Consider the following 21,286-nt stretch of genomic DNA (forward strand, 5'->3'; position numbering starts at 1 on the left):
ACAAGGAGGAATCCAATGCTCAAGAAGGTCGTCGCCACCGCGGCTGCCACCGGTGGTCTCGTGCTCACGGGCGCGGGTCTGGCAGCGGCGGCCGGCGGGGCGCAGGGCGCCGCGGTGAACAGCCCCGGCGTCGTCTCGGGCAACGTGGTCCAGGTTCCGGTCTCGGTTCCGGTCAACCTGTGCGGCAACACGGTCAACGTCGTCGGGCTGCTCAACCCCACGCACGGCAACGTCTGCGTCAACAAGTGACGTCGCCCCTCACCGGGTGAGGGATGGAGAACCGGGCGGCTCCGGAGCGCGCGCCATGCGCCCCGGGGCCGCCGGGCTTTCGACCCGGACACCGTGCGCGGGCAGCACGCCCGCGCACGTTCCGCATGGCAAGCAGTAGTAGCAGAGGGGCAAAGCAATGCGACAGGTCGCCAAAAAGGGCCTGCTCACCGTCGCGGCAGCGGGCAGCGTGCTCGCCGTGACCGGTGGCTACGCGTACGCGGACTCGGGTGCCCAGGGCGCCGCCGCGCACTCCCCGGGCGTCGCGTCCGGGAACACCGTCCAGGTGCCGGTCCACGTGCCGGTCAACGTCTGTGGCAACACCGTGAACGTCGTCGGGGCGCTCAACCCCGCCTCCGGAAACACCTGTGTCAACGGGGGTCACGGGGGCCACGGGGGTCACGCTTCCCACGGGCAGGGCCACGGCCACGGCGGCGGTCACGACCAGGGTCACGGGCACGGCGGCGGGCACCACGGCGGCGGCTCCGGGGCGGAGGGCGCGGCCGTCGGCTCGCCCGGCATCGCCTCCGGGAACGTCGTCCAGGCGCCGGTGGACGTGCCGGTCAACGCCTGCGGCAACTCCGTGGACGTGGTCGGTGTCGCCAACCCCACCTTCGGCAACGCCTGCATCAACGGGGGCCACGACCACGGGAGGGGCCCGGACCACACCCGGCCGCACCACCCGGGCGAGCCCTCGCACCACCACCCGCCGGCCGACAAGCCGCACGGGGACGACGGGGACCACCACGGGAACCACCACGGGGACCACGACAAGGGCAAGCCGTGCGACGAGCACCCGCCGGCCGGGCACCACAACCCGCCCGCCGAGCACTCGGTGCACAAGCCCGGCCACGTCACCCCCGGTCCGGTCACCTCGGGCCCGATCGTCCCGGTGGCCGTGGTGAAGGACGCGCACCGTCCGGCCCAGCAGGCCGCCGCGGCGGTCGAGGAGAAGGACGACCAGCTCGCGCACACCGGCGCGGGTGAGCTGGGCATGGCCGGCGCCGCGAGCGCGGCCCTGCTGCTCGGCGGCGCCGTCCTCTACCGCCGGGCGCGCGCCGGTCAGCAGGGCTGACCCTGCCGACCCGGTGGCCTGGTGGCCCGGTGGGCTGAGCGGTGAGGCCGGCCCGGAGGCGGCGCTGATCGGACGCGCCTGAACCGGCGGAGCCGGTCGGTGCTTCGCCGAGCGGGCGCACGCACCGAAGCGCGGGAGCGGGTTCCGGACACCGGGGCCCGCTTCCGTCGTTTCCGCCGGGCCCGGCGCCTCCGTCGTTCCCCCTGAGGTCCGGCGCCTCCGTCGTCTCCGCCGGGCCCGTCGCCGTCCGGCTTCTTGCCGTCCGGCCGTGCGGCGGACCGCCGTTCGGCCCCGACGCCGCTGCCGCCGCCGCCCGGCTCGGAAGACGCCCGTCACCGGCCCCGGACGACGCCTTCGGCGCCCGCTCCGCGGCCCGGGCGCGGCCCTACCAGGTGGCGCGCACCTGGCGGATGATCCTGCGGCGCAGCCGCACTCTTCGGCTGCCGTCGGGGAAGAGGCGCAGTCGGTCCAACTCCCAGTGTCCGTACTCGGCGTGGTCGGTCAGCAGTCGCGTGGCAGCACCTCGGGAGACCCCTCGCGGCACATACACATCACAGAATTCGTATTCCGGCATCGCATCTATTGTGCGGGAACAGCCCCGGTACGGATAGCGTCTGCACTATGTCTGATGCTGCGCAGCCAACCGCCGCCGAGGTACGGGCCGCCGCCGAGGCGGTCAAAGCCGCTCTGGACCGCCACCTCGACGCCGTCGAACGCCGGTCGGGGGAGGACGACCCGGCCGTCTACGCCGCGTTCAACGAGCTGGCCGCGGCAGCCGAGGCGTACGACGAGCTGCTGTACGACGCCTACGACGAGGTCACCCCCTTCGAGATCCCGGGCGACGACTCGCTGCCCGCCTACGCAGGCCCCGACGAGCCCAGCGCGCTGAGCGTGCTGATCCGCCGGGACTACGCGGTGGCCGAGCCGCAACGGCTGCTCGCCCAGGCCCAGCGGGTCGCGGACCTGGACCCCGACGTCCCCGACCTGGCGCCCGGCTCCCACCGGCCCGGAGGCGGCGCGGGGATCGTGGGCGGCAGCGTGCACGCGGCCCTCGGCGTGCTCTTCGGCGAGTACGAACCGGACGAAATCGCCTCCCGGCACAAGGAGTTCGGCCTGGAGGAGGGCGACTCCACGCTCTGGGTGGCCGCACTCGACGACCTGGCCGAACCGGGGGAGTGGCTGTCGGCCCCCTTCGACCAGGCCGACCCGCAGCGGGTGGTCTGCCGGTTCGACGTCAGCGCCGTGTTCGACGAGGAACTGGACGATCTCGACGACGACGGGCTGGACGACGTGGTGCTGGGCGTCGCGGAGGACGACGGGATGCTCGGCGTCGTGTCCGATGACGACGACATCGAAGTGGTCGACGACCTCGACGACGAGGCGGAGACCGACGGCGCGGGCGGCGCTGGCGGCGCGGGGGCGCCGGGCGGCCGGAAGGGCCCGGGCGCTCCCCGCTGACCGGCCCGGCCGCAGGGCTCGCCGGACCGGGGGCCGGCCGACCCGGGGGTTCCCGGGTCGGCCCTGGGGTCGGCCGGCCCCTCCCGGCCGCGGAGCGGGCCTGCCGGGAGCGCGCCGGTCCGGGCCGGTCCGGTAACTCCCGTGGGGTCGGGGCCCCTTGCCCGTGAGCCCTGCTCGCGGCGGGGCCGTTTCGGGGAGGAAGGGCGCGCACCGGGTTGCTCGGGCCCTGGTTGGTACCTCTGGGGCCGGGCCCCTTGCCTGTGGGGCCTGCTCGCGGCGGGGCCGTTTCGGGGAGGAAGGGCGCGCACCGGGTTGCTCGGGCCCTGGTCGGTACCTCTGGGGCCGGGCCCCTTGCCTGTGGGGCCTGCTCGCGGCGGGACCGTTTCGGGGAGGAAGGGCCCGCGCCGGGTTGCTCGGGCCCCGGTTGGTACCTCTGGGGCCGGGCCCCTTGCCTGTGGGGCCTGCTCGCGGCGGGGCCGTTTCGGGGAGGAAGGGCCCGCGCCGGGTTGCTCGGGCCCCGGGGCGGTATCTCGCCTCCCGGTCCGCGACGGGGTTTCGGGTCTCGGGCGGTCCTGCCGCTCCCGGTGGGCCTCAGGTCGAGGGTCGCGTACGGGTGCGGGCCGGCGCCTCGGGCCCCCGGGCCCGGGCGGTCCGGACCCCGTACCCCGCACCGGAAGCACCGGAACGCCGCTTCGTCAGCCCTCGCGTGACGGCGGCCGGCGAGGCGGCCGGCCGCCGTGGGGTCACCCGGCGGGCGCCGTCTGCGGTTTCAGCAGCGTGCGGAGCCGGGTGCTCCGTTCCTTTGCCGGGACCTCCGCCACGGCACGCGGCAGGTCCTGGCCCACGCCGTGGACGACGGACAGGTGGCGCTCGCCGCGGCCGAACGCCGTGTAGACCCAGGACCGGGTCAGTCCGGGGCCCGCGTCGCCGGGCAGGACGACCACCGCGGCCGGCCAGCGGGTACCGGCCGCCTGGTGGGCGGTGACGGCCCAGCCGTGCCGCACCGCGTCGGCCACCCGGCCGGGCGGGACGACGACCTGGGTGCCCGAGCAGTCGAGCCGCAGCCCGTCCGCGTCGCCGGAGACCACGGTCCCCGGGACCATCCGGCCGGGGGCGGGGACGTACGCGATCCGGTCGCCGGGGTCGAAGCCGCCGAAGCGGCCCGGTCCGGGGTTGAGCCGCTCCTTCAGCGCGGCGTTGAGCGCACGGGTGCCGACGGCGCCGCCGTGGCCGACCGTGACGACCTGGGTGGCCTCGGGCGGGACGCCGATCGCGCGGGGGACCGAGTCGGCGACGAGCTGCACCGTGCGGTGCACGGCCTCGCCCGCGTCCCGCACCGGGACGATGACGACCTCCTTGCCGGGCGCGTCGACCCGCAGCAGCTCGCCCGCCCCGATGCCGGAGAGCAGTTCCCCGAGGGGGCCGGGGTCGGGGGTGCGGGAGACGACGACCGGGCAGGCGCGGGCCGCCAGGACGTCGCCGAACACCCGCCCGGGCCCGGCCGGCCCCAGCTCGGCGGGGTCGCCGGAGAGGACCAGCCGGGCGCCGTCGGGCAGCGACTCCACCAGCGCGGCGGCCGTCTCGACGTCCAGCCGGGGCGCGTCGAGCACCGCCAGCAGGTCGACGGCGAGCGCCCCCTCGGCGTCCCGCTCCGGCCCCTCCCGGCCGGCGAGCAGGCCGGCGACCGTGACCGCCTCGGCGTCCCCGGCGGCGGCCAGGCGCCGCCGGCCGTCCTCGGTGAACGCCGCCGCCACCGCGCGGAGGCCGAGCGCGCGGGCCGCCGCGACGACCGCCGCGGGCTCGGCGCGCGCCGCCTCACCGCCGCTGTGCGCCACCAGGCCGGAGGCGGCCACGGCGCGGATCAGCTCGGCGGCCGACGGCGAGGGGGCCGCGGCGGCGGCGCCCTCCCAGTCCAGGTCCCGGGCGGTGAGCGTGCCGAGCAGCCGGGCGAGCCCGTCGGCCAGGCTCTCCTCGGCCATGGCGTACCGGTCCAGGCCCAACAGGGTCCGGACCGGCACCTCCGCCTCGCCGGCCTCCTCCTCGGGGGTCTCCGGGGCCCGCAGCGGCTCCTGGAAGACCAGCACCGAACCGTCCGCGATCACCTCGCCCAGCGCCTCGTCCGGATCCGGGACGGCCCGGCGGGCGAGCTCCTCGCGCAGGGCGGACGCCTCCAGCACGGTGTGCCCGGCGAGCGCGGCACGCTCCAGCAGCCGGCCGACGAGGGCTCTGGCCCGCCGTGCGTCGCCCGGTCCGCACGCGTCGCCGAGCAGCGCGCGGGCGAAGCCGTCCGCCTGCTCGGGGCGTACGCCCGCGACGCCCAGCAGCAGCCACGGGTCCTCGCGCAGCGCCTCGGCGGCCTGCTCGCCGAGCGCGGTCACGACCGCCCCGGCCAGGCTCTCGGGCGCCCCGCCCGCGACCAGCACCCGCCGCACCTCCGCGAGCACCTCCTCGTCCAACGGCGCCTCCGCGAGCGGTCCTTCGACGGCGGGCGCGGCGGCCCGGCTCACCCGCCGCGGCGCTCGCGCCGCCGGCCGAGCCGGCTCGGTGAAGAACGACGCGGCGGACCGCTCCCCGCTCTCCACGGCCCGCACGGCCGCGGCCAGCGCCTCCGCGACGGCGGACCGCTTGGGCGGCGTGCCGCCGCCGCTGTCGGGGGTGGCGTTCGCGGGGGCGGCCGGGTCCGCAGCCTCGGCGGGGGCTCGGCCTCGTCGGCCGTCGGGGGCGGCCGGGTCGTCCGGCGTCGCGTCGCGCGCGGGGGCGGCCGGGTCGTACGACGCCGCGTCGCGCGCGGGGGCGGCGGCTGTCCGGCCGTCGGTGCCGCCGCCGCTGTCGGGGGCGGCCGGGTCGCCGACGGCGTTGCCGTCATGGCCGGCCGCGCCGCTCGCCGCGCCGTCCGGGCCCGCGCCGGAGCCCGGGCGGTCGCCCTGCGTCCCCCCGGCCCCGCCCGGCTCGCCGTCCGTCGCCGTGCCGGCCGCGTGCCGACCGGTCGGTACGTCAGCCGGTAGGTCGTCCCGTGCGCCGGGCGCGTGGCCCGGCGTCGCGCCGGGCCCTGCCGCGCCCTGGGCCGTGGCCCGCGCTGCCGGCACGGTGTCTTCGGGGCTCGGCGCCGACGCGTCGTCCGGGGTCGTCCGAGGGGCGGCGACCGGTGCTTCCGGGGCCCTGCCCTCGCCCTCGTCCTCGACCGGGCGGGCGAGGCCGTCCACGAGAGCGGCGTCCTCCCTGCCCGGGGCCGGAACCGGTGCCTCGGCCGGAGCGCCCGAGGCGGCCGCGGCGGCCTTCTCCATACCCGCAGGGGCCGTACCAGCGGTGTCCGCGCTGCCGGGGCCCGCATTGCCGGCAGCCTTCTGCGGATCGTCTCCGTCCCCGTCCCCGCTCTCCGGCGAGCTCGCGACGGGCTCGGTGCCCTCGGCCGTCGAAGCGCTGCCCTCCGGGGATTCCGGCGCGCCCGCGCCCGTCTCGGCGCCCGCGCCCGGCTCCGCGCCCTCGGTCGTCAGCGTGCCGTCTCCCGCGGACCCCGCCGCGGCCGCGACGGTCCCCCCGTTCCCGTCCTCGTCTCCGCTCCCGCCCCCGGCCGCCGAGGCGTCGGGTCCGTCGGTCCGGGCCCCGGTCGGGTCCGGTGTCGCGGACGTCGTCCCGTTCGTGGCCGCGGGGGCGGCCTCGCCGTCGAGGCGGTCCGTGTTCACAGCTCGCTCCAGTCCTGATCGGGGTAGCGGTGCACCGGCGCCGACACGTCGTCGAGCGCTTGGCAGATCTCGTCCGGAAGCGTAAGGGCTTCCACTGACAACGCCGCCCTGAGCTGACGCGCCGTGCGAGCGCCGACGATCGGGGCGGTGACGCCGGGGCGGTCGCGGACCCAGGCGAGGGCGATCTGGAGGGGCGTGGTGGCGAGGCCGTCGGCGGCGGTGGCGACGGCGTCGACGACGCGGCGCGCCGGCTCCTCCAGGTACGGGGCGACGAAGGGGGCGAGGTGTTCGGAGGCGCCCCGGGAGTCGGCGGGCGTCGTGCGGCGGTACTTGCCGGTGAGCACGCCCCGGCCCAGCGGGGACGAGGGCAGCACGCCGACGCCCAGGTCCAGGGCGGCGGGCAGCACTTCGCGTTCGATGCCGCGCTGGAGCAGGGAGTACTCCATCTGCGTACTCGCCAGCCGGGTGCGCGTTCCCGGCGCGGCCAGCTGCCAGGTCGCGGCCTTGGCGAGCTGCCAGCCGCAGAAGTTCGAGACGCCGGCGTACCGGACGCGGCCGCTGGCGACGGCGGTGTCGACGGCCTGGAGGGTCTCCTCCAGCGGCGTACCGGGGTCGAAGGCGTGCAGTTGCCACAGGTCGACGTGGTCCGTGCCGAGGCGGGCGAGGGAGGCGTCGAGGGCGGCCAGCAGGTGGCCGCGCGAGGTGTCGGCGCGGTGGCCGGGGTCCAGGACGCTGCCGGCCTTCGTCGCCAGGACGAGGTCGCGGCGCGGGACGACGGTGTCGAGGAGCCGGCCGAGGAGGTACTCGGCGGCGCCGCCCGCGTACACGTCCGCCGTGTCCACGAGCGTCCCGCCCGCCTCGTGGAAGACCCTGAGCTGCTCGCCGGCCTCCTGCTCGTCGGTGTCCCGTCCCCAGGTGAGCGTGCCGAGTCCGAGCCGGGAGACGCGCAGGCCCGTGCGGCCGACATGCCTTTGCTCCATGACGGGTGAGCGTATCGGCCGGGTGGGGGCGGGCCGGCCGACGGCGGACGATCAGGGTGTCCGGTCCGGGGTCCGGTGTCTGGTGTCCGGCTCGGGCTCGGGACCCGGCTCGGGCTCCCGGTCACGCGTCCGGCTCGGGCTCGGGACCCGGCTCGGGCTCCCGGTCACGCGTCCGGCTCGGCGTCCGGCCTCCGGCGGCGTCCTCGGCAGCCGGTTCCTTACCAGCCCATGCCCGGCCGGCCCCCGGCTCCGGCCCCAGCGCTCCGGCCCCAACCCTCCGGCCCGCGCCCCCGGCGCCGAAGCACCCGGTGACGTACCACGGGTCCGCGCGCTACAGTCCCCGGAACGACGACGTTACTGATGGGTAGGGAGAGCGGGATGCGGCTCGGAATCAACCTCGGCTACTGGGGCGCCGGGATGGACGCGGACAATCTCGCGGTCGCCAAGGAGGCCGACCGGCTCGGCTACGCGGTCTGCTGGGCCGCGGAGGCGTACGGCTCCGACGCGCCCACCGTCCTCTCCTGGGTCGCCGCGCAGACCGAGCGCATCGACGTCGGCTCGGCCATCTTCCAGATCCCCGCCCGTACCCCCGCCATGACGGCCATGACCGCCGCCACCCTCGACTCGCTCTCCGGCGGCCGGTTCCGGCTCGGCCTCGGCGTCTCCGGCCCGCAGGTATCCGAGGGCTGGTACGGCGTGAAGTTCGACAAGCCGCTCGCCCGCACCCGCGAGTACGTCGAGATCGTCCGCAAGGCCATGGCCCGTGAGCGCCTGACGCACGAGGGCGAGCACTGGACGCTGCCGCTGCCCGGCGGCCCCGGCAAGCCGATCAAGCTGACCGTGCACCCGGTGCGCGAGCACATCCCGCTGTACATCGCGGCCATCGGCCCCAAGAACCTGGAGCAGACCGGCGAGATCGCCGACGGCGCCCTCGTCCTCTTCTTCGCCCCCGAGCTCGCCGAGGAGACCACGCTCGGGTCGATCCGCGCGGGCCGCGCCAAGGCCGGCAAGGACATGGAAGGCTTCGACCTCGTCCCGACCGTCCCGCTCGCCCTCGGCGACGACGTCGCCGCCCTCGCCGACACCTTCCGCCCCTACACCGCGCTCTACGTCGGTGGCATGGGCAGCGCCAAGCAGAACTTCTACAACCGGCTCGCGGTGCGCATGGGCTACGAGAAGGAGGCCGCCGAGATCCAGGAGAAGTACCTCTCCGGCGACAAGAAGGGGGCCGCCGCGGCCGTTCCGCAGCAGCTCATCGACTCGACGTCGCTGCTCGGCTCCGTGGAGCGGATCTCCGACCGGATGCGCGCCTACGCCGACGCCGGTGTCACCACGCTGTCCCTCAACCCCTCGGGCTTCACGCTGGAGGAGCGGATCGCCGGGCTGCGCGCCGGCGTCGAGGCGCTGGAGCGGGCCGGACTCGCCTGACGCCCACGGAAGGCCCTGCGGCCGTGGTGGGGGCTCGGGGGTCTTCCCCGCCACGGCCGGCACCGGGCTCAACGCCCCCGCGCCCGCCGGGTTACGCAGCCGGGGGCGCCCGGGGCGCGCGCCCGTCGTCGTCCGTTCGGCCGAGCGCCCGCCGCCTCCTGGCTGGCGCCCCCCTCGGTGGGGACCTTGACTGGTTCCCACGGAGGTGAGGGCCATGCTCACGGCCAGAAGTCTGTTCCAGGAGATCCTCGACGACGACGAGGCGTTCCGCCTGTTCTGCTCCATCGCCGCGAGCGGCGAGGCGCAGGGCGGCTGGGAGAACGGCCGGATCTCCGCCCTGGTGCCCGAGAGCCTCCGCGCCCTCGCCCCCAAGATCGCCCGGCATGGCGCGGACGAGGACAAACACGGCCGCATCTTCCTGGCCCTGCTGCGCCGACGCGGTCTGGAACCGGCCGAGGTGCCCCCGGAGACCGACTACACGATGCTCCTCGAACGCCGCGGCATCGGCCTGCCGCACGCCCAACTGCGGGCGGACGAGCCGCTGTCCGTCCGGGACGTCATCGCCTATCTGGCGCACAGCCGGGTCACCGAGCAGCGGGCCGCCGACCAGATGCGGATGCTCACCCACCACTTCGGCGACCACCCCGAGGTCGGCCGCGCCCTCCGGATGATCTGCCACGACGAGGCCAACCACCTCGCGTACTGCCACGAGGAACTGCTGCGGCTCGCCGCCGCCGGGCACGGCCGGACGATCCACACCCTGCTGCGCGAGTGCGCCCTCGCCGAGGCCGTCGTGTACCGGGACGTCGGCCTCGCCGTCATGGGGCGTATGGGACGCCTGTTGAACTGGCCCCGCGCCAAGTCGGCCGCCCTCGCCGCGGGCGTCCACGCCCTGTACGCGGCCGAACGGCTCGGCGGACGGCGGCGGATGGTCTCCCTGCGGATGCCGGAGCGGCGGGACGCGCTGGGCGGCGGGGCGGTGGCGGTGGCGCCGGAGTTCGCCTGAGGACGAGACCTCAGGCTCCCGCGGTCGCGGAGGCCGGTCTCCGGGACCGCCGCGGACCGGCCCCCGCGACCGCGGACCGATCCGTCCGGTCCGGACCAGTCCGATCCGGTACCAGCCGGACCATTCGGACCGATCACGTCCGGTACCAGCCGTGGCCGTGGCTGTAGCCGGACCCGCCCTACAGCCACCCCCGCCGCTTGAACAGCCGGTACAGCAGCACCACCACGCCCACCATCAACAGCAGCGCCGCCGGATACCCCCACACCTGCTGCAACTCCGGCATATGGACGAAGTTCATTCCGAACACCCCGGCGATCATCGTCGGGGCCGCCGCCATCGCCGCCCAGGCGGAGATCTTCCGCATGTCGTCGTTCTGCTGCACGCCCATCTGGGCCAGATGGGCGGAGAGGATGTCCGAAAGCAGCCGGTCCAGCTGCTCCACCGCCTCGTTCGCCCGCGCCAGATGGTCGCCCACGTCGCGGAAGAACGGCCGCGCCTCCTCGTTGACGAACGGCAGGCCGGCGCCGGCCAGCCGGGCCACCGGTTCGGCGAGCGGCACGGTGGCCCGCCGGAACTCCACCACCTGCCGTTTGAACGCGTAGATCCGGGAGGCGATGTTCTTGTTGTCGATGCCGAGTGGGGCGAACACCTCGGTCTCCAGCTCGTCCAGATCGGCCTGGAGCAGCCCGGACACCTCCGTGTAGTGGTCGACGACCGCGTCGCTCACCGCGTACAGCACGGACGTGGGCCCGCAGCGCAGCAGGTCGGGCTGGTCCTCCAGGCGGGCCCGCAGCTCGGACAGCGGGTTGCCGGTGCCGTGCCGGACCGTCACCACGAAGGAGTCGCCGAGGAACAGCATCAGCTCGCCGGTGCTCACGGTGTCCGCGTCGTCGTCGTAGACGACGGGCTTGAGGACGACGAACAGCGAGTCGGCGTACACCTCCAGCTTGGGCCGCTGATGGGCCTTGAGGGCGTCCTCGACGGCCAGCGGATGGAGCCCGAACTCGCTGGTGACCAGGGCGAACTCGCTCTCCGTCGGTTCGTGCAGGCCGACCCAGAGGAAGGCGTCCCCGTCGGCGCGCGCCTGGTCGAGCGCGTCGGAGAAGTCGGCCGGACCGTCCGTGCGGTGTCCGTTCCGGTAGATGGCGAAGTCCACGATCACGCGGGCATTCTCCCTTCCCGGCTCCCCTTCCGGGGCCGTTCGCCGTGCGCACCGCCGGAGACCTTCGTCGCACCGCCGGCGGTGTGCGCCCGGGGCCGTCGTAGGCTGGCGGGCATGCCCACCCTGATCCTGGTCCGGCACGGCCGGTCCACCGCCAACACCGGCGGCGTGCTCGCGGGATGGACTCCCGGTGTCGCCCTGGACGAGCGGGGCGCCGCCCAGGCCGCGGCCCTCCCGGACCGCCTGCGGGAGATCCCGCTCGCCGCTCTCGTCACCAGTCCCCTCCAGCGCTGTCAGGAGACCGTGGCCCCCCTGCTCGCCGCCCGTCCGGAGCTGCCGTCGCATACGGACGAGCGGATCGGCGAGTGCCACTACGGCGACTGGTCGGGCCGCAAGCTCGCCGAACTCCACGACGAGCCGCTGATGACCGTCGTGCAGCGGCACCCCTCCGCCGCCTCCTTCCCCGGCGGCGAGTCCCTACGCGCGATGCAGGCCCGCGCCGTGGACGCGGTCCGCGACTGGAACGACCGGATCGAGCGCGAACACGGCGCCGACGCCGTCTACGTCATGTGCTCGCACGGCGACCCGATCAAGGCGGTCGTCGCCGACGCGCTCGGGCTGCACCTCGACCAGTTCCAGCGGATCGCCGTCGACCCCTGCTCCCTCACGGTGATCCGCTACACCCCCCTGCGGCCGTACCTGCTGCGGCTGGGGGACACCGGCGAGACCGCGTCGCTCGCCCCGCGCCCGACGCCGCCGGGCGGGGCGGCGGGGGACCCCGGGGAGGCCGTGGTGGGAGGCGGTGCGGGAGCACCGTGATCCACATGCGCAGTAGGGTGGGTGCGCGGGGGCGCCGCCGCGGCGCCTGAGCCCGCCGAGCTTCCCGTGGTTCCCCGATCCCCCCTCCGACCACCGACACAATGGAGCAGGACGTTGTCCCGTCAGGTGTTCCTCTATGACCCGCCGGACCGCTTCGTCGCCGGTACGGTCGGGCTGCCGGGCCGCCGCACTTTCTTCCTCCAGGCCAGCGCGGCCGGCCGGACCACCAGCGTCGCCCTGGAGAAGGCGCAGGTGGAAGCGCTCGCCGAGCGCATCGACGAACTGCTGGACGAGGTCGTCCGGCGCACCGGCGGCAACGCCCCGGTCCCGGCCGTGGCCCCCGTCGAGTACGCCGACACCGCCCCGCTGGACACCCCCGTCGAGGAGGAGTTCCGCGTCGGCACCATGGCCCTGGCCTGGGACGCCGAGGGGCAGCGGATGGTCGTCGAGGCACAGGCCCTGGTCGAGCTGGAGGCCGACACCGACGAGGACCTGGCCGCCGCCGAGGAGCGCCTCCTCCAGGACGAGACCAACGGGCCGCCCATGCTGCGCGTACGCATCACCGGCACCATGGCCCGCGCCTTCGCCAAGCGCGCCCTGGACATCGTCAACGCCGGCCGGCCGCCCTGCCCGCTGTGCAGCCTGCCGCTCGACCCGGAGGGACACGTATGTCCGCGCCAGAACGGATACCGCCGCGGGGCGTGACCGCGCGGGAGCGCGGTGGGGTGCCGCCGGGGCCGGACGAGACCGGGGGGCCGGGCGACTCCGCCGGGCTGAGCGAGTCCGCCGGGCCGCGTGAGCCCGCCGGGTCCCGCGTGACCCCGCGGGAGCTGCTGGCCCGCGGTGAGCTCACCGTCCGCGGGCGGATCCGCGAGGCGTCCAACGCCGTCCTGTACTGCACGGTCGCCCACGAGGGCGTGACCGCGGCCTGCGTCTACAAGCCGGTCGCCGGGGAGCGCCCGCTCTGGGACTTCCCGGACGGCACCCTCGCCCAGCGCGAGGTGGCCGCCTACGAGCTCTCCGAGGCGATGGGCTGGGGCCTGGTCCCGCCGACCGTCCTCCGCGACGGCCCCTACGGGCCGGGCATGTGCCAGCTCTGGATCGACGGCCCGGCCGACGACGGCGCCGCCGAGGAGACGCGGCGCCTCCTCGCGCTGGTCGAGGGGGACGAACCCGGGCCCGGCTGGAAGGCCGTCGGTTACGCGGACGTCGGCGACGACCACACCGCCCTGCTCGTGCACGCCGACGACGAGCGGCTGCGCCGGCTGGCCGTCCTCGACGCGGTGATCAACAACGGCGACCGCAAGGGCGGCCACCTGCTGCCCGCCGCCGACGGCCGGCTCTACGCCATCGACCACGGCGTCACCTTCAACGCCGAGGACAAGCTGCGGACGTTGCTGTGGGGGTGGGCGGGGGAGCCGCTGACGGAGGAGGCGGTGGAGGCGCTACGGCGACTTTCGGCCGATCTGGCCGAGGGACGCCCCCTGGCGGGACGGCTGGCGGAGTTGATCACTCCGGCGGAGATCGACGCGTTGCGGGGGCGGGTGGCCGAGTTGTTGCGTACCGGGCGGCACCGGTCGCCCAGCGGGGAGTGGCCGGCCATCCCGTGGCCGCCGGTGTAGGCGCCTGCGGCGGGCTGGTTTTCAGCCCGTCCGGCGATTGAGGACAACCGCGCGGAGCGCGGTTTCGGGGGCGCGGGGGCGCAGCCCTCGCAGAAACGGTGAATGGGCGTGCCCCCTCTGGGGGAGGGACCGGGGCACACCCCCGCCCCCCGCGCAAGACCCCCTTCTCAGCCAACCGCCCCCTCCGGTTCGTATCCGGAACCCGCATCCGGTTACGCTCAGGACATGCATGCCTGGCCCGCTTCTGAGGTTCCCGCCCTGCCCGGCAAGGGCCGCGACCTCCGGATCCACGACACCGCGACCGGTGGACGGGTGACCCTCGTCCCCGGCCCCGTCGCCCGCCTCTACGTCTGCGGCATCACGCCCTACGACGCCACCCACATGGGGCACGCGGCGACCTACAACGCGTTCGACCTCGTGCAGCGCGTGTGGCTCGACACCAAGCGGCAGGTCCACTACGTCCAGAACGTGACGGACATCGACGACCCGCTGCTGGAGCGGGCCGCCGCCAACGGAGACGACTGGGAGGCCCTCGCCGAACGCGAGACCGCCCTGTTCCGCGAGGACATGACCGCCCTGCGGCTGCTGCCGCCGCGCCACTACGTGGGCGCCGTGGAGTCGATACCGAAGATCGTCCCGCTGGTGGAGCGCCTGCGCGACGCGGGTGCCGCCTACGAGCTCGACGGCGACGTCTACTTCTCCGTCGCCTCCGACGCCCACTTCGGCGAGGTCTCCGGCCTGGACGCCGAGGCCATGCGGCTGCTGTCCGCCGAGCGCGGCGGCGACCCGGACCGGCCGGGCAAGAAGAACCCCGTCGACCCGATGCTGTGGATGGCCGCCCGCCCGGGCGAGCCCAGCTGGGACGGCGCCTCCCTCGGCCCCGGGCGCCCCGGCTGGCACATCGAGTGCGTCGCCATCGCCCTGGAGTACTTCGGCATGGGCTTCGACGTCCAGGGCGGCGGCTCCGACCTGATCTTCCCGCACCACGAGATGGGCGCCTCGCACGCGCAGGCCCTCACCGGCGAGCACCCGTTCGCCAAGTCGTACGTCCACGCGGGCATGGTCGCCCTGCACGGCGAGAAGATGTCCAAGTCCAAGGGCAACCTCGTCTTCGTCTCCGCCCTGCGCCGCGAGGGCGTGGACCCGGCCGCGATCCGCCTCGCGCTGCTGTCCCACCACTACCGGGCCGACTGGGAGTGGACCGACGACGTCCTCGCCGAGGCCGTCGAGCGCCTCGCCCGCTGGCGCGCCGCCGTCTCCCGCCCGGACGGCCCGTCCGCCGACGCCCTGCTCGACGAGGTCCGCGAGGCCCTCGCCGACGACCTCGACGCCCCGGCCGCCCTGGCCGCGGTCGACCGCTGGGCCGCCGCCCAGGCCGCCGACGGCGGTACGGACGAGGGCGCGCCCGGCCTGGTGTCGCGGACCGTGGACGCGCTGCTGGGCGTCGCGCTCTAGCCCGCCCCGAGGACAGGAGGCGCTCCCCGCCACTGGTGGGGGGCGCCTCCTGCCGCGTTCGGCGCCTCAGGAGCCCGGGCAGGACCCCGGTACCCCGGTCGAGCCGCCGTCCCGGGCCCTCGTAGGCTTCGCACACGTCGAGCCGAGACGGGAAAGAGGTGCCTTTCCATGACGGAGACGGAGACGAATCCATGACGGAGACGAAGACGGGGTCGGAGCCGGGGACCGGCCCGGAGGAGGTCGTCGCGCGCTTCTTCGCGGCGTGGGATGGGCTGGACGCCGCCCGGCTCGCGTCTTTCTTCGCGGAGGACGGGACTTACCACAGCATGCCCTTGCCGCCCGTCGTCGGCCGGGACCGCATCCGCGCCTACTTCACCGACTTCCTCGCCCGCTTCACCGCCGCCCACTTCACCGTCCACCACCAGGCTTCGTCTTCGTCCGAAGTCGAGGGCGGGGGAGTGGTGTTCAACGAACGGACGGACGTGATGCGGCTCCGGTCGGGGGCGGTGGTCCGGGTGCGGGTGGCGGGGGTGTTCGAGATCCGGGACGGGCTGATCGCTGCGTGGCGAGACTACTTCGACCTGGGGGCGGTACGGGGAGAAGACAGCCCGTCCGGCGTTTGAGGACAACCGCGCGGAGCGCGGTTTCAGGGAGTGCGGGGGCCGGGCGAGAAAGGACGGCCAGGGGAACGCCCCATAGTCATGCGCACGACAGTGCGCTAAGCATGGCCGCATGACCACCCGCACCCGGCACAGAACCCCCGCGACCACCGGCCTCCTCGCCCTGCTCGGCCTCCTCGCGGCCCTCGTCGGCCCCCCAGCGGGGGCCCGAGCCGCCGACGGCCCCGGCGCGGAGCCGCACACCGTCGGCGCCGTCACCTCCTTCACCGCCCAAGGCCCCGAGTACCGCTTAACAGCGGGCCGGTCCGAGGCCCGCATCCGCTTCGTCACTCCGGACACCCTCCGCCTCCAGCTCGCCCCGGACGGCACGTTCACCGACCCCACGGGCAAGGACATCGTCCTGCCGCAGGGCGCGCCCCCGCCCACCCGCTGGCGCGACCGCGGCGACCGCTACGAACTGAGCACCTCGGCCCTCACCCTGCGCGCCTACAAGGCACCGCTCCGCTTCGCCCTGTACCGCGCCGACGGCACCCGCCTCTGGTCCGAGACCAAGGGCCTGACCTGGGACAAGGACGGCACGACGCAGTCCCTCGCGCGCGGCGCCGACGAGCGGTTCTACGGCGCCGGCATGCAGAACGGCCGCGGCAACACCTCGCACCGCGGCAAGAAGGTCGACGTGGGCGTCGACTACGACTGGAACGACGGCGGTCACCCCAACTCCGTCCCGTTCTACCTCTCCTCGGCCGGCTACGGCGTCTACCGCAACACGTACGCGCCCAACACCTACGACTTCGCCGACCCGGTGACGGCCACCGCCCGTGAGCAGCGCTTCGACGCGTACTACGTCGCCGGCCGGACCCCCAAGGACGTCATCGGCGGCTACACCCGGCTGACCGGCCGCCCCTTCCTGCCGCCGCTGTACGGCCTGGAAGTCGGCGACTCCGACTGCTACCTGCACAACAAGAACCGCGGCGAGCGCCGCACCTCGGACGCGCTGAAGGTCGCGGACGGCTACGTCGAACACGACCTCCCCCTCGGCTGGATGCTCGTCAACGACGGCTACGGCTGCGGCTACGAGAACCTGCCCGAGGTGAACAAGGGCCTCGCCGACCGCAAGATGACCATGGGCCTGTGGACCGAGGACGGCCTCGGCAAACTCGCCGACCAGGTGCGGGCCGGCCAGCGCGTCGCCAAGCTGGACGTCGCCTGGGTCGGCGACGGCTACAAGTTCGCCCTCGACGGCTGCAAGGACGCGTACCAGGGCATCGAGGACAACAGCGACGCCCGCGGCTTCACCTGGGCCCCCGAGAGCTGGTCGGGTGCCCAGCGCTGCGGCGTCCAGTGGTCCGGCGACCAGAAGGGCTCCTGGGACTACATCCGCTGGCAGATCCCCACCTACGCGGGCGCGACGATGTCCGGCCTCGCCTACACCACCGGCGACATCGACGGCATCTTCGGCGGCAGTGCGAAGACGTACGTCCGCGACCTCCAGTGGAAGGCGTTCCTGCCCGCCGTCATGACCATGGACGGCTGGGCGCCGAGCGACAAGCAGCCCTGGCGGTACGGCGAGCCGTACACCTCGATCAACCGCAAGTACCTCAAGCTCAAGGAATCCCTCCTCCCGTACATGTACACGTACGCGGCGGAGGCGGCCCGCACCGGCGTCGGCCCGGTCCGCCCGCTGGCCCTGGAGTACCCGGACGACCCCAAGGCGGCGACGGACGCGGCGAAGTACGAGTTCCTGAGCGGTGAGCACTTCCTCGTCGCCCCGGTGTACGAGGACAAGGAGACGCGGGACGGCATCTACCTGCCGCGCGGCACCTGGACCGACTACTGGACCGGGCGTACGTACCACGGGCCGACGACCGTCAACGGCTACCGCGCCCCACTCGACACCCTGCCCCTCTTCGTGAAGGCCGGGGCGAACATCCCCATGTGGCCCGGCATCCGCTCCCACCGCGACCGCACCCCCGACTCCCCGCTGGCCTGGGACCTCTACCCGAAGGGCACGTCCTCGTTCACCCTCTACGAGGACGACGGCGTCACCCGGGCCCACCGCACCGGCGCCTCGGCCCGGCAGACGGTGACGGTCCACGCGCCGCGCACCGGCCAGGGCGACGTCACGGTCCGGGTGGGCGCCTCCCACGGCTCCTACGCGGGCAAGCAGCCCTCTCGCCCGTACACCGTCACCGTCCACTCCCGCACGACCCCACGGACGGTCCTCCTGGACGGCCGCCCCCTGCCCCGCGTCACCGTCGGCTCGTCCACCCCCGGCTGGTGGTACGACCCCACCGACCGCGGCGGCACCATCCACCTCACCACCCCCAGCCGCTCCACGGACCACCCGTTCACCCTGAAACTGCCCGGCGCGAGCGCGGTCGGCTGACGCGAGCGGAACCGTCCCCGGGCCCGCCACGTTCCCCCGGATGTGATGAGCCTCCTGACGGGCCCGGGCCTGGCCCTCCTGATCGTCGTCCCGCTCTTCCTGACGGCCGCCGCGCGCAAGGGCGTTCACCTCCTCCGCGGAGGCACCGCCGGCGGCCCGCGCGGTGCGGGGGCGACCGCGACGGAGGAGCTGCACGGTCTCATGTATCCCGGGAAGCGCGCGCAGTTGGAGCAGCGCCGCGTCGAACTGGTCCTGCGCGACGACGAACAGGACGGCGCCCCGCGCCGGACCGGCATCGACCTCGACGCGGGGACGGCACACCTGTCCCCACGTGATCATTCGCACTAGGTTACGACCATGGAACCCACCACCGGCCTCCCCCGCGCCGAGTTCGCCTTCCCCGGCCCCCTCCGCGACCGCCTCGTCGCCGCCATCCTCGACGGCTCGAAGACCTCCACCACCGGACTGGTCGTCGACTACGAGCACGAGGGCGAGTCCCTGCCCCGGGTGGGCGAACGCAGCGTCGTCGTCGACTCCGACGACCGCCCGGTGGCGGTCATCGAGGTGACGGACGTCCGCGTCGTGCGGCTGGACGAAGTGGACTTCGCGCACGTCGTCGACGAGGGCGAGGGCGACGCTTCCGTCGCCGAATGGCGGGCGAACCACGAGTCGTTCTGGCACAGCGCCGAGATGCGGGCGGCTCTGGGCGAGCCGGATTTCACGGTGGACGACTCGACCTTGGCGGTCCTGCAGCGGTTCCGCCTGGTGGCGGACCTGCGGGAGGAGACGGGGCGGTAGGGGGCCGGACCAGGGCCGCCGGCCACGCGTGGCCTACCGGGCCATGAGCCGGGCCGCGTGGTCGACGGCGCCGCGGAGGTCGTCGGGGGCGGTCGGGATCCGATGGCCCTCGCCGGTCCATTCGGGGAGCACCCAGGCCCGGTCGCCCGTGTACGTGCCCGGAGGCGGGGCGAACAGCTCGGCCCCCTTGGGGCGCGGTGCCACACGGGGCACGTTCCGGAACCCGTTGCCCGCGCCAAGCGGCAGCAGCCACCACATCGCGTGCTCCATGCCGCCCATCAGGTACGGGCCGACGGGGCGGTTGCGCTCTTTCAGCAGTGTGACGGCCGCGGTCGCCAAGGTGAAGTCGAGCTGGACCAGGTCCCAGGCGGTACCGATGGTCAGCGGGGTGGTGCATCCGGCCGACCACTGCGCCAAAGCCGTCCGCGGCTCCTTCGCGGCGCGGCACAGCCATCGCGCCCACGCGGATGCCTGCCGGGACGATGCGATGAGGCTCATTTCTCTCTCCCCTGATCCACTTCGGCCCACACCACCGCTCCCGCGGAGGTGTGGTCGTGCCCATAGCGGTCCGCTCCGGCGAGAGCGGCGACGACGATCCGGCGGGCGGTGTCGCTCAACTCCCGTGGGAGGTTCACCTCCACACGGATACGCATGGGCGTCTCGTCGGTGTGCGGCGTCTGGCCGGTGGCTGCGGCGAAACGCGCGGCGAGCGCTACGGCCTGGGCTTTCGCTGTACGCACAGATCTCCCCGTGAGCGACCGGCTACACCCCGTATTTCTAATGCATTAGAATCCGGCTAATGCACTAGGTTGTCAATGCCGCCGAACTCCACGCCCCGCTGGGGCAGCACGGGAAAGAACCCATGGCCGCAGAACAACCGCCCTACATGCGCGTTGCCGATGATCTCCGCCGGCGGATCGCCCAAGGGGAGTGGTCCGTGGGGCAGCGGCTGCCGTCCCGGGCGCAGCTCGCCCTCCACTACGGGGTCGGCCCCAACGTGCTGCAGAAGGCCCAGGAACGCCTCATCGTCGAAGGGTTGTTGGAGGGCCGGGCCGGCTCCGGAACGTACGTCCGGGAGCCGCGGCAACGGCTGCGCATGATCCGGTCGTCCCACCGGGAGCGGAGGCGCCACTCGCCGTTCCGTTCGGACATGGAGGAACAGGGCAGACCGGCGAGTTGGGAGTCCCACTCCGAAGCCAGGATCGCCGCGCCCGAGCACATCGCCGAACGGCTGGCGATCGCACCGGGCGAGCCGTGCGTCCGCACGGTCTACGAGTTTCTCGCCGACGGCCGGCCGGTACAGCTCTCCGAGAGCTGGGAGCCCATGGCGATCACCGGCGGTACCCCGGTCGTGCTTCCCGAACTCGGCCCGTTCGCGGGCAAGGGCGTCGTCGAACGCATGCGTTCCCTCGGCGTCATCGTCGCGACGGCGGTCGAGGTGCCGAGGCCGTCGCGAGCGACTCAGGCTCAGGCGAACCTCCTCGGCATCAGCCTGGGCGACCTGGTCACCTGTATCGAGCGGACCTACTACGACAGGGACGGTCGCCCCGTGGAGACGGCCGACATCGTCATTCCGGACGCGCGGTGGGAGATCGCCTATGAGATCTCGGTGGAGCATCCGGAAGAGTGACCGATCGAAGTCGGGCCGTCAGTGAGCCGAATCAGTGCGGCGCTGTCCAGCGAGGCCCGGACGGGCCGGTTCGAGGCTCTGGGCGGCGGGCCCGCGATGCGGTACGCCTGAGGAGGGGTCGTTGAACGGGCACCTGGAAAGGCGAACGGGCGCCCCGGAGGGAACTGCACGCGGCGTCCTGTACGCGATCGTCTGCGCCGCCGGTCCCGCAAGGGACGCGGAGCGGCTGGTCGTCGCCGCGAAACGGCGAGGCTGGGACGTGTGCGTTATCGCGACGCGCGCTGCCGCCGAGGGCGGCTTCCTCGACACCCCCGCGCTCGAAGCCGCGTCGGGGCGGGCCGTGCGCAGCACCTGGCGCCGGGAGGGGGAGGGGAAGCGGAACCCGCCCGCTGACGCGGTGGTCGTGGCGCCGATGACGATGAACACGGCCAACAAGTGGGCGGCGGGCATCGCCGACACCTACGCTCTCGGGCTGCTCGCCGAAGCCGTCGGGCTCGGGCTGCCGGTGGCCGCGCTGCCGTTCTGGTCGACCGCGCTCGATGCGCACCCGGCCACCAGGCGTTCGCTGGAGGTGCTGCGGAGCACCGGGGTGCGGGTGGTGTACGGCCCGGGAGAGTGGGTGCCGCATGGGCCCGGGAGTGGTGGGCGGCACGTGGATGGCTATCCGTGGGAGCGGGTGCTGGACGCCGTCGTGTGTCCGGGCTGAGGTCCGGACGGCGAGGTGCGGCCGAAGGCCGTCGGCGGCCACCGTGCGCTCTCGGAGCAGGAGTGTGCGCGCAGCGGACAGTTCGCGCGGGCGAGGGGACCCTACGGTGAATTCGGCCGTCCGCTTCCATCCCGCACACCACCCCCGGGCGCGGGGCGGGAGCGACGGTGCCGATCGGTCAGAATCAGCCC

Annotated in this window: 21 protein-coding genes; 15 read left to right on the forward strand and 6 right to left on the reverse strand. The window is 74.5% G+C overall.

Annotated elements, in window-relative coordinates:
- The first annotated feature begins 15 nt into the window (after positions 1-15).
- Positions 16-249: a chaplin gene (locus K7I03_RS26620; RefSeq protein WP_185944649.1), complete on the forward strand. Its 234-nt coding sequence runs from the start codon at positions 16-18 to the stop codon at positions 247-249.
- Positions 250-406: 157 nt separating this feature from the next.
- Positions 407-1,342, forward strand: coding sequence for a chaplin (locus tag K7I03_RS34125; RefSeq protein WP_185944650.1), 936 nt, complete (start codon positions 407-409; stop codon positions 1,340-1,342).
- 385 nt (positions 1,343-1,727) lie between these two features.
- Here K7I03_RS34125 and K7I03_RS26630 read toward each other — a convergent pair whose 3' ends face one another.
- Positions 1,728-1,916 (reverse strand): DUF5703 family protein, encoded by a 189-nt coding sequence (locus K7I03_RS26630; protein ID WP_185944651.1) that lies wholly within the window; start codon positions 1,914-1,916, stop codon positions 1,728-1,730.
- Between the two features lie 47 nt (positions 1,917-1,963).
- Between K7I03_RS26630 and K7I03_RS26635 the strand changes: the two genes are divergently transcribed.
- Entirely contained in the window at positions 1,964-2,800 is an 837-nt protein-coding gene (locus tag K7I03_RS26635) for a hypothetical protein (RefSeq protein ID WP_185944652.1), read from the forward strand.
- 743 nt (positions 2,801-3,543) lie between these two features.
- Here K7I03_RS26635 and K7I03_RS26640 read toward each other — a convergent pair.
- Positions 3,544-6,084: a helix-hairpin-helix domain-containing protein gene (locus K7I03_RS26640; protein WP_224347637.1), complete on the reverse strand. Its 2,541-nt coding sequence runs from the start codon at positions 6,082-6,084 to the stop codon at positions 3,544-3,546.
- 395 nt (positions 6,085-6,479) lie between these two features.
- Positions 6,480-7,463: an aldo/keto reductase gene (locus K7I03_RS26645; protein ID WP_185944653.1), complete on the reverse strand. Its 984-nt coding sequence runs from the start codon at positions 7,461-7,463 to the stop codon at positions 6,480-6,482.
- 378 nt (positions 7,464-7,841) lie between these two features.
- Between K7I03_RS26645 and K7I03_RS26650 the strand changes: the two genes are divergently transcribed.
- Together K7I03_RS26650 and K7I03_RS26655 are read left to right on the forward strand one after the other, a co-directional pair.
- Positions 7,842-8,891, forward strand: a complete 1,050-nt coding sequence (locus K7I03_RS26650) for an LLM class F420-dependent oxidoreductase (RefSeq protein WP_185944654.1) — start codon at positions 7,842-7,844, stop codon at positions 8,889-8,891.
- A 214-nt stretch (positions 8,892-9,105) separates the two neighbouring features.
- A complete protein-coding gene (locus K7I03_RS26655) occupies positions 9,106-9,897 on the forward strand; it encodes a ferritin-like domain-containing protein (protein ID WP_185944655.1) in 792 nt (263 codons plus the stop codon).
- Between the two features lie 178 nt (positions 9,898-10,075).
- Here K7I03_RS26655 and K7I03_RS26660 read toward each other — a convergent pair whose 3' ends face one another.
- Positions 10,076-11,059, reverse strand: coding sequence for a magnesium and cobalt transport protein CorA (locus tag K7I03_RS26660; protein WP_185944656.1), 984 nt, complete (start codon positions 11,057-11,059; stop codon positions 10,076-10,078).
- A gap of 114 nt (positions 11,060-11,173) precedes the next feature.
- Between K7I03_RS26660 and K7I03_RS26665 the strand changes: the two genes are divergently transcribed.
- The 8 genes from K7I03_RS26665 to K7I03_RS26700 all read left to right on the forward strand — a co-directional run bounded on the left by K7I03_RS26665 (position 11,174) and on the right by K7I03_RS26700 (position 18,759).
- Positions 11,174-11,878: a histidine phosphatase family protein gene (locus K7I03_RS26665; RefSeq protein ID WP_185944657.1), complete on the forward strand. Its 705-nt coding sequence runs from the start codon at positions 11,174-11,176 to the stop codon at positions 11,876-11,878.
- Between the two features lie 114 nt (positions 11,879-11,992).
- Positions 11,993-12,583 carry a DUF3090 domain-containing protein gene (locus K7I03_RS26670; protein WP_185944658.1) on the forward strand — a complete coding sequence of 197 codons (591 nt, stop codon included), beginning with the start codon at positions 11,993-11,995 and terminating at the stop codon, positions 12,581-12,583.
- A complete protein-coding gene (locus tag K7I03_RS26675; protein WP_224347227.1) occupies positions 12,547-13,500 on the forward strand; it encodes an SCO1664 family protein in 954 nt (317 codons plus the stop codon). Before K7I03_RS26670 ends, K7I03_RS26675 begins: the two co-directional genes overlap by 37 nt.
- Positions 13,501-13,725: 225 nt before the next feature.
- Positions 13,726-14,955, forward strand: coding sequence for a cysteine--1-D-myo-inosityl 2-amino-2-deoxy-alpha-D-glucopyranoside ligase (mshC, locus tag K7I03_RS26680; RefSeq protein WP_185944659.1), 1,230 nt, complete (start codon positions 13,726-13,728; stop codon positions 14,953-14,955).
- 191 nt (positions 14,956-15,146) lie between these two features.
- Positions 15,147-15,578 carry a nuclear transport factor 2 family protein gene (locus tag K7I03_RS26685; protein WP_185944660.1) on the forward strand — a complete coding sequence of 144 codons (432 nt, stop codon included), beginning with the start codon at positions 15,147-15,149 and terminating at the stop codon, positions 15,576-15,578.
- Positions 15,579-15,687: 109 nt separating this feature from the next.
- Positions 15,688-17,961 (forward strand): glycoside hydrolase family 31 protein, encoded by a 2,274-nt coding sequence (locus K7I03_RS26690; protein ID WP_185944661.1) that lies wholly within the window; start codon positions 15,688-15,690, stop codon positions 17,959-17,961.
- Between the two features lie 45 nt (positions 17,962-18,006).
- Positions 18,007-18,309 (forward strand): DUF6191 domain-containing protein, encoded by a 303-nt coding sequence (locus K7I03_RS26695; protein WP_185944662.1) that lies wholly within the window; start codon positions 18,007-18,009, stop codon positions 18,307-18,309.
- Positions 18,310-18,318: 9 nt separating this feature from the next.
- Complete coding sequence (locus K7I03_RS26700) at positions 18,319-18,759, forward strand: ASCH domain-containing protein (protein ID WP_185944663.1); 441 nt, start codon at positions 18,319-18,321, stop codon at positions 18,757-18,759.
- A gap of 33 nt (positions 18,760-18,792) precedes the next feature.
- On the opposite strand, the gene K7I03_RS26705 is transcribed toward K7I03_RS26700, so the two are convergent.
- Entirely contained in the window at positions 18,793-19,257 is a 465-nt protein-coding gene (locus K7I03_RS26705; protein WP_185944664.1) for a hypothetical protein, read from the reverse strand.
- Positions 19,254-19,499, reverse strand: coding sequence for a hypothetical protein (locus tag K7I03_RS26710; RefSeq protein WP_185944723.1), 246 nt, complete (start codon positions 19,497-19,499; stop codon positions 19,254-19,256). The genes K7I03_RS26705 and K7I03_RS26710 overlap by 4 nt, the downstream gene beginning before the upstream one ends.
- Before the next feature lie 122 nt (positions 19,500-19,621).
- Between K7I03_RS26710 and K7I03_RS26715 the strand changes: the two genes are divergently transcribed.
- Positions 19,622-20,389 carry a GntR family transcriptional regulator gene (locus tag K7I03_RS26715; protein ID WP_224347228.1) on the forward strand — a complete coding sequence of 256 codons (768 nt, stop codon included), beginning with the start codon at positions 19,622-19,624 and terminating at the stop codon, positions 20,387-20,389.
- Positions 20,390-20,510: 121 nt separating this feature from the next.
- Entirely contained in the window at positions 20,511-21,095 is a 585-nt protein-coding gene (locus K7I03_RS26720; protein ID WP_224347229.1) for a flavoprotein, read from the forward strand.
- Positions 21,096-21,286: the final 191 nt, after the last annotated feature.

Origin of the sequence: Streptomyces mobaraensis (genome assembly GCF_020099395.1) — a bacterium.
Classification (GTDB): Bacteria; Actinomycetota; Actinomycetes; order Streptomycetales; family Streptomycetaceae; genus Streptomyces.